The following is an 8,683-nucleotide window of genomic DNA, read 5'->3' as shown; positions in this document are numbered from 1 at the left end:
CCGGCGGGCAGGTCGCGACGATTTTCAACGACGTGACCGAGCGGTATGAACTGCTGGAGCAGCTCGACGAAAACCGCGTCCTGGTCGACTCTGTCATCAACGGAACAACCGACGCGATTTTCATGAAAGACCCCGAGGGGCGTTATCTCTTATTGAATCACGCCGCGGAGAAGATCACCGGAAAAACCGCCGCGGAAGCGCTCGGCAAAGACGACTTTTTTCTGTTCCCCGAAGAGGAAGCGCGCGCGATAAAAGAAGACGACCGGAACGTTTTGGAAAAAAACCGGACGGTCACGCACGAAGAGACCATCACCGACGCGTCCGGCAAAGCCCTGACGGTTTTGAGCACCAAAGGGCCCGTTTACAAAAAAGACGGCACGCTGCACGGCCTCTACGGCATCACCCGAAACATCTCCGGGCGCAAAGAGCTTGAAAAACAGCTCCGGCAAAAAAACGACGACCTGACGGAAGCCCAGCATATCTCACGGCTCGGCATGTGGCGTCTGGACACCGCGACCGGTCAGGTGACCTGGAGCGGCGAGCTTTTGGAGATTTTCGGGTTTGACCCCAAAGGCCCGTCCCCGAGTTTCGAAGAGCGGATGAAAGTCTATACGCAGGAGAGCCGGGAGCGGCTCGCGGCAGCGTTTACGCGCATCAAAACGGACGGGACCCCCTTTGAGCTGGAACTGGAGATCACGAAACCGGACGGCTCGCACGGGTGGGTGTGGCTGAAGGGCGAAGCCGGGAAAGACGAAGACGGAAAAATCACCAGCATCCGGGGCGCGGCGCAGGACATCACCGCGCGAAAAGAACTCGTAGGACAGCTCCGGCAAAAAAACGACGACCTGACGGAAGCCCAGCATATCTCACGGCTCGGCATGTGGCGTCTGGACACCGCGACCGGTCAGGTGACCTGGAGCGGCGAGCTTTTGGAGATTTTCGGGTTTGACCCCAAAGGCCCGTCCCCGAGTTTCGAAGAGCGGATGAAAGTCTATACGCAGGAGAGCCGGGAGCGGCTCGCGGCAGCGTTTACGCGCATCAAAACGGACGGGACCCCCTTTGAGCTGGAACTGGAGATCACGAAACCGGACGGCTCGCACGGGTGGGTGTGGCTGAAGGGCGAAGCCGGGAAAGACGAAGACGGAAAAATCACCAGCATCCGGACCGTGCTTCAGGACGTCACCGGGCGCAGGCAAACCGAACAGGCGCTGCGCGAGAGCGAACAGCGCTATAAAGTGCTGCATGACGCGTCCTTCGGCGGCCTCGTGATTCACGACAGGAAACGGATCCTCGAGTGCAATCAGGGCCTTTCGAAGATTACGGGATATTCGTACGAGGAACTGATCGGAATGGAAGTCCTCCTGCTGATCGCTCCCGAATCAAGGGAGACGGCGGCGAAACACGTCGGGGAGGATTTCGAAAAGCCCTATGAGGCCCTGGGGATCCGCAAAAACGGCGAATTGTATCCCGCGCGCATCGAAGCCAGAATGGTGCCGTACAAAGGCAAAACGGTCCGTTCGGTCGAATTCAGGGACGTCACCGAACAAAAACAGGCCGAAAAAGCCCTGCGCGAGAGCGAACAGCGCTACCGCTCCCTGTTTGAATATTCCGGCGTCGGGATCGGTTACTATACGACCGACGGGATCGTGATCTCCTATAACCACAAGGCGCTCGAGCGCAACGGCGGGAAGCCGGAGGACTTCGTCGGAAAATCCATACATGAATTATTTACGAAAGAACAGGCGGAGCTGTATCTGTCGCGCATTCAAAAAGCCGCGAACAGCGCGAAGCTGCAGCAGTACGAAGACTGCGTGCTGCGCGATTCAAAACCGGAATGGTATTCGAGCATTTACACCCGGGTCTCGGGCCCCGACGGAAACGTCCTCGGCGTGCAGGTCTCTCTGACCGACATCACCGAAAAAAAACTGGCGCAGGAGAACATCAGCCGGCAGAACGAGCTGATGGCCGTACTCTTAAAACTGCTGCCGGTCGGCGTTTTCATGGCGGACGCTCAAACCGGGAAGCCGCTCGCGGTCAACGACAAAGGGCGCGAACTGCTCGGCAGGGGCGTGAAGCCGGACGCGAACGGCAATACGCTCTCCGAGGACTACAAGGCGTACAAGGCGGGCACCGATATCCCGTATCCCAACGAGGAACTGCCGATCTCCCTCGGCATGAAAGGCATCGGTTCCCATATTGAAGATATGGAAGTCGAGCGGCCCGACGGGTCGAGGATTTTGCTGGAGGTGTTCGGCACCCCGGTCAAAGACGCGCAGGGCAAACTGTGGGCGAGTCTGATCACCTTTACCGACATCACCGCGCGCAAACAGTCGGAAATGAATCTGATCCACATGAGCAGCCACGACGTGATGACCGGCTTATACAACCGCAGATATTTCGAAAGCATCCTCCCGAAGCTGGATACGCCCGAAAAACTGCCCCTTTCGGTGATCGTCTTCGACATCAACGGCCTGAAACTGGTCAACGACTCGTTCGGGCACGAGGCCGGCGACCTGTTCATCGTCAAAGCCGCAAACGCGATTCAAAGCGCCTGCCGGCCCGGCGACGTCGCCGCGAGGACCGGCGGAGACGAGTTTGTGCTGTTATTGCCCGCCACCAAAGGCGAAGACGCGCTGCACATCGGCAACGCCATTAAAGACGCGGCGCTGAAAGAGACCGTCAGCAACGTCGGGCTCTCGCTCTCCTACGGCTACGCGACCAAAGAAAATCCCGGCCAGTCGCTGAACGACGTGACGGCGAACGCGGAAAACTACATGTACCGCTATAAACTCTATGAAAACGCCGGGCGCAAGAGTGACACGATCTCGGTCATCATGAAAGCGCTGTTTGAAAAGAGCCCCCGCGAAGAGGCGCATTCGAGGCGGGTCAGCGCCATCTGCAAGCTCATCGCCGCGCAGCTGAACTTTTCGGAGGACGACGTCAACAAGATGGGCATCGCGGGGCTTTTACACGACATCGGCAAGATCGGCGCCGAGGAAAAGATTCTGAACAAACCCGGGCCCCTGACCCCCGAGGAGCGCAAAGAGATGGAAAAGCACGCGGAGGCGAGCTGGCGCATCCTCAGCTCCAGCGTCGAATTCAAGGAGCTCGCCAAATACATCCTGCACCACCACGAAAGCTGGAGCGGCGGCGGATATCCGCAGGGCGTCAAAGGGCAGGAGATCCCGCTCGAAGCCCGCATCATCACGCTGGCCGATTCCTATGACGCCATGACCAACGCGAGGAGTTATAAACCGGCGATGAGCCGCGAGGCCGCCATTGCCGAGATCGTCGAAAAATCGGGCATCCAGTTTGACCCCGAACTCGTGGATCTGTTTTTGAATCTGCGGGTGGACGATTCGAAACACGACACCGCCGAAACGGAGAAGCCGGAACCGGCAAAAGCGAAGAAACGGCGAACCGAAAAATAGCGAATTCCGAAATCACGTCCGCAAATCAAAGGGAAAAACCCGGAGGGATTTTATGAGCACGCACGAGCAAAAAGTCCGGGCCCGCGTCGCCGCCGTCATCGTCGCCGTCGCCGTGTTCGGCGCGCTCTTTTTGGTGTTTTCTTACGGGCGTTACAGGCATGCCGCCGAGACGGAAGCGTCCGGCTCGCAGAGTCGGCGGCAGCGCTCATGCCCGTCGAATACGCCGCCGGGCTGACGGGCAGCATTGCGGACGCCGGAACGCCGGGCTACGAAACGCTCAAAGAGGGCCTCGCGCAGCTCACGCGGACGGCGCAACCCATCCGGTTCGCCTATCTGCTGGGGCTCAAAGACGGCGGCATCGTTTTTTTGGCCGATTCCGAGCCGGCCGATTCCCCCGATTATTCGCCGCCCGGGCAGGTTTACGTCGAGGAGAGTCTTACAACCCGAAAACCTTTTCTGACGGGCGAGACGGTGCTTTCCGAACCGGTAACTGACCGGTGGGGCACCTGGATCAGCGTGCTGGTGCCGGTGAAAAACGACGCCGGCAGCGTGATCGCCGTGTTCGGCGTCGATTATCCCGCGAAAGAGTGGAACGCGAATATCTTTTCAAAAGTGCTTCCCGAAGCGCTGGTCGTGCTTTGCGTCTGCATGCTCGCCGGCCTCGCGGCTTTCGGCCACGGGCAGTATCAGAAGATCAAGCGCCTGAACGCGGAGCTCGATTATAAAAAAGCCGTCTATGAAAGCGTGTTCGAACAGGCACCCGTCGGCATCGCGCTGATGAGCGACAAGCATTTTTCTCACAAGTCCGAATACGGGTCCTTCGCGGTCAACCCGATGTTTGAAAAAATATTAGGCAGGGCCAAAGAGGAACTGGCGGAGGTCGACTGGACCGATATCACCCATCCCGACGACCTGCAGGCCGATTTGGAACAATATAAGCGTTTCAAAGCCGGTGAGATCAAACAGTATGAAATGGAGAAGCGCTATCTGAAACCCGACGGCTCGCCGGTCTGGGTGAACATGATCGTCACGGCGCACAAGCTCGGCAACAACGAAAACAATCATCTGTGCCCGGTCCAGGACATCACGAAGCAAAAAGAGCTCGACGCGAGTTTCGGGCGGTCGAAACTGATGCAGGCGACTTTTATCCAGTCGAGCACCGATATGATCTATCTCAAGGACGAAAACTTCCGCCATCTGATGGTCAACAAAGCGCTCGAGAAATTTTTTGATAAAGACGCCGCCGACATCCTCGGAAAAACCGATTTTGAGCTCAAAGATGAAGTTTTTGCCGAAACCTGCCGGAAAAGCGACGAGGAAGCGATCGCGAAACGCGCGACCGTCACGAGCGTCGAATTCGGAGAGGGCAGGGTGTTCGAAGCGAGCAAATTCCCGGTGCCGCTCGACAGCGGGAAAACGGGCGTCGGCGCCTACATCCGCGACGTCACCGCGCAGTACGAACAGGACGAGTATGTGAGAAAAACCGCCGAGGCCGAAAAGATCATCGTCGACTTTATGTTCGGCAATTTCACCGACGTTCGCGAACGGCTGGATTTTGCGCTGCAGGAGGCCATCCGCATCACCGGCAGCAAATACGGCTATATCTATTTTTACAGTGAGGAAAAGCGGGAATTCACCCTGAACTCCCGGACCGAAGGCGTGATGCGCGACTGCGCGGTGAAAAACGCGCCCGAAAGGTATCCGCTCGAAAAAACGGGCATCTGGGGCGAGGCGGTCCGGCAGCGGAAAGCCCTGATCGTCAACGATTTCGAAGCGGAAAATCCGCTCAAAAAAGGATTCCCCGAAGGCCACGTCCGGTTTCGCAAATATATGACCTTTCCGATCTTCGAAAACGACAAGATCGTCGCCGTCATCGGATTCGCCGACAAAGAGCGGGATTATACCCAAAACGACCTTGCGCTGATGACCGTGTTCATGAGCAGCATCTGGACGGCGGTCAAAAACAAAGAGCGCGAACAGGAAAACGAGCGGCTGCTCGAACAGACCCGCTCGATGTTCAGCGAGCACGACGCAGTGATGCTGCTCATCGAGCCGGAATCCGGCGCGATTCTGGACGCCAATCCCTCCGCAACGGCGTTTTACGGCTATACGAAAGAAGAACTCCGCGGCCTGACCATACAGGAAATCAACGCTCTGCCGCCGGAACAGGTCCGGGCGATGCGGGCGAACGCGATGAAGGAAAAACAAAAATTTTACGCCGTTTCGCACCGGATGAAAGACGGCTCGGTCAAAATGGTCGACGTGTATGCGAGCCCCATCCGCTATATGGGGAAAAAGGCGCTGTATTCCGTCGTCGTCGACGCGTCCGACCGGGAAGCCGCCTACGCGCGCATCGAGGACCTGAACATCCGCGATTTTCTCACGGGGATCTATAACCGCAATTATTACGAGCGGGCGCGCAAAGAACTCGACACCGACGCTTTTCTGCCGCTTTCGGTCATCGTCGCGGACATCAACGGCGTCCGGCTCATCAACGAGTCCTACGGCGCCGCGGCGGGCGACGCCCTCATCAAAGAGACCGCGGGACTGCTGCGCGGGTGCATGCGCGAAGGCGATGTGCTGGCCCGCACGGGCGGCGACGATTTCAGCATTTTGCTGCCGAACACCGATCGTGTGACCGCCAGCGCGATGCTTCATAAAATCGCGGAGGCGTGCGACGCCCGCAACGCCGCGCTCTCCGACGAGGCGTTCAAAATCAGCCTGAGCCTCGGTTACGGCGCCAAAGAAGGCCCGGACGAGCCGTTCGGCGCCGCCGAACAGGACGCCGACGCTTTTATGAGAAAACGGAAACTGCTGGAGCGGATGAGCCATCTGAACGCGACGTTCAACTCCATCATGGCGACGCTGGACGTCAAGAGCCACGAGACCGAGACCCACGCGCGCCGCATCGCCTGGCTGACCGGCATGATGGCCGAAAAACTCGGCCTCGCGCAGCAGGACACCGACAACCTGCGCCTGTTCTCGCTGCTGCACGACATCGGAAAGATCGGCGTGCCCGACAGCATTCTGAATAAACCCGGCCGGCTGACCCCGGACGAGTGGGCCGTGATGCAAAAGCACACCGTCATCGGAAAAAACATCGCGATGACCGTGCCGGACCTCGAGGGCATCGCGGAATATATCCTCTGTCACCACGAGCGGTGGGACGGCAGCGGCTATCCGCAGGGCCTGAAAGGGGAACAGATCCCGCTGCTCTCGCGCATCCTGGCGCTCGCCGACGCCTTTGACGCCATGACCGGCGAGCGGGTCTACCGCGACCCGACGAGCCGGGAGGAGGCCCTCTGGGAAATCGGCCGCTGCGCCGGAACCCAATTCGACCCCGAACTCGCGAAACTGTTCGTCACCCTTCCGATCGACAAAGAACCGGAGGACAAAAAGAGATGAAACCGCCGCGCGCGCCGTCGGGGACGCGAAAACCCCCGAAATACCCCATCCACGCCGATTTCAGGATGCTGAACTTCAGGCCCCGGCTGAATAAACTCACGCTCGCGCTGATGAAAACGACGATGAAGCCGTTGATCTTCAGAGAAAAATCCGACGGCAAGATCAAAGTCAGCCGGCTGTCGCTGCTTGCCGACAACGGAGAGACCCTTTTCGCACTGCTGTACGCGCCCGCCGGAATCGGACCCGACGCGCCCTGCCTCGTCTATTTTCACGGCGGGGGATTTGTGATGCGCGCCGCGCCGCATCATTTCAAACTCGCGCGGGAATACGCGCTGCGGGCTGACTGCAAAGTGCTGTTCGCCGATTACCGCCTCGCGCCGAAACACCCGTTCCCCGCGGCGGTGAATGACTGTTGGATGACCTATTTTTACGCCGTCAGCCACGCTTCGGAGCTGGGCATCGACCCGAACCGCATCGCGGTGGGCGGCGACAGCGCCGGGGGGATGCTGGCGGCGGCGGTATGTCTGATGGCGAAAGACCGCAAAAAGAAAATGCCCTGCGCCCAGATGCTCGTCTATCCGGCGACGGGCGACAACCGGGAGACCGGGTCGATGCTCCGCTATACGGACGTCCCGATGTGCTCAAGCAAAGACGTCGTCAAATACGCGAAACTCTATCTCCGCGGCCAAAGCGCCGAGAAGCGGGAATACGTTTCGCCCGTCGACGCCCCGTCGTTTGCGGGGCTCGCGCCCGCCTACGTCGAGACCGCGGAGTTCGACTGCCTGCGCGACGGCGGGATTTTATATGCGGAGCGCCTGAAAGCGGCCGGCGTCTCCGCGCGGGTTTTTAACACCGAGGGCACCGTCCACGGGTTTGACGTGATTTCACAAAGCCCGATCACCCGCGCCTGCATCGATTCGCGCGCCGCGTTTTTGAAAGAGGCCTTCAGCCGGAACGGACCGGACAAACCGCATGAATCCACGTAATGGATTTCGAACAGATTGACACGCGGATTGTGTTATGAATCCGTAGGGAGCGGCATCCCTGACGCTCCGTGTGCCCACAGGCACGAAAAATGTGGTACCGCTGCGGCGGGAGCGGCGCGTAAAGGATTCCGCGCCCTACATCGATGGGAAAAACGACGTACATCCGCGGACGGCCGTCGGACCGTGGCCGTGCGGACCGTGGCCCGTGACGCCCATACGGTATTGAAAGGTGAATTTATTCGTGAGCGATCTGCCGCAAAGAAAAACCATGAGATTAAAAGAATATGATTATTCGTCGGACGGCGCTTATTTCATCACAATTTGCGTAAAAAACCGCCGGGAATTGTTGGGCAAGATCAATGTAGGGCGCGGCATCCCTGACGCGCCGTCCAGATTTTCCGAGCCGGTTGTTGAATTGATGAAATTGGGAAAAAATTTAATTGAAACAATTGATTTCATAAATCAAAAAAATCATCAAATATGCATAGATAAATATGTCATTATGCCAAATCATGTGCATTTAATTGCCATTATCGATTTTTTGGATAACGGCGCGGAAATCCGTGCGACGGGAACAGGGATGCCGCGCCCTACTAATGCAATAATTCCAAAACTCATATCATCAATAAAACGTTATACAAATAAACAGGCAGGATTTGATATGTGGCAATCATCGTATCATGACCACATCATTCGGGATGAAGAGGATTATCAGAATCATTTTCGTTATATCGAAGAAAATCCCGTGAAATGGGCGGAGGATGAATATTTTATTGAGCCACGCGAAACCGGACCCGTTATCGGTGCCCCGGGGTGTGAATGATCGGCCCAAAGGCGCATATTTTACATGGGAAAGGCCCG

General features: G+C 57.8%; 5 protein-coding genes. All 5 read left to right on the top strand.

Annotated features, from left to right (window positions below; all coding sequences use genetic code 11):
* On the top strand, window positions 1–3,431 hold a 3,431-nt coding region (locus PKH29_10240; protein HNX15213.1), incomplete at its 5' end, for a PAS domain S-box protein.
* A 52-nt stretch (window positions 3,432–3,483) separates the two neighbouring features.
* On the top strand, window positions 3,484–3,666 hold the full coding sequence (locus PKH29_10235) for a hypothetical protein (GenBank protein HNX15212.1): 183 nt from the start codon (window positions 3,484–3,486) through the stop codon (window positions 3,664–3,666).
* A complete protein-coding gene (locus tag PKH29_10230) occupies window positions 3,639–6,836 on the top strand; it encodes a PAS domain S-box protein (protein HNX15211.1) in 3,198 nt (1,065 codons plus the stop codon). The genes PKH29_10235 and PKH29_10230 overlap by 28 nt, the downstream gene beginning before the upstream one ends.
* Complete coding sequence (locus tag PKH29_10225; protein HNX15210.1) at window positions 6,833–7,822, top strand: alpha/beta hydrolase; 990 nt, start codon at window positions 6,833–6,835, stop codon at window positions 7,820–7,822. The genes PKH29_10230 and PKH29_10225 overlap by 4 nt, the downstream gene beginning before the upstream one ends.
* Window positions 7,823–8,063: 241 nt before the next feature.
* A complete protein-coding gene (locus PKH29_10220) occupies window positions 8,064–8,645 on the top strand; it encodes a hypothetical protein (protein ID HNX15209.1) in 582 nt (193 codons plus the stop codon).
* The last annotated feature ends 38 nt before the right edge of the window (window positions 8,646–8,683 follow it).

The organism is Oscillospiraceae bacterium (assembly GCA_035353335.1).
Taxonomy (GTDB): Bacteria; Bacillota; Clostridia; order Oscillospirales; family JAKOTC01; genus DAOPZJ01.
This window is presented reverse-complemented; position numbering and strand designations above follow the sequence as displayed.

Excerpts from the sequence above, each read along its gene's own strand:
- PKH29_10235 (HNX15212.1), top strand. The coding sequence starts at position 3,484 with ATGAGCACGCACGAGCAAAAAGTCCGGGCCCGCGTCGCCGCCGTCATC.
- PKH29_10230 (HNX15211.1), top strand. The coding sequence starts at position 3,639 with ATGCCCGTCGAATACGCCGCCGGGCTGACGGGCAGCATTGCGGACGCC.
- PKH29_10225 (HNX15210.1), top strand. The coding sequence starts at position 6,833 with ATGAAACCGCCGCGCGCGCCGTCGGGGACGCGAAAACCCCCGAAATAC.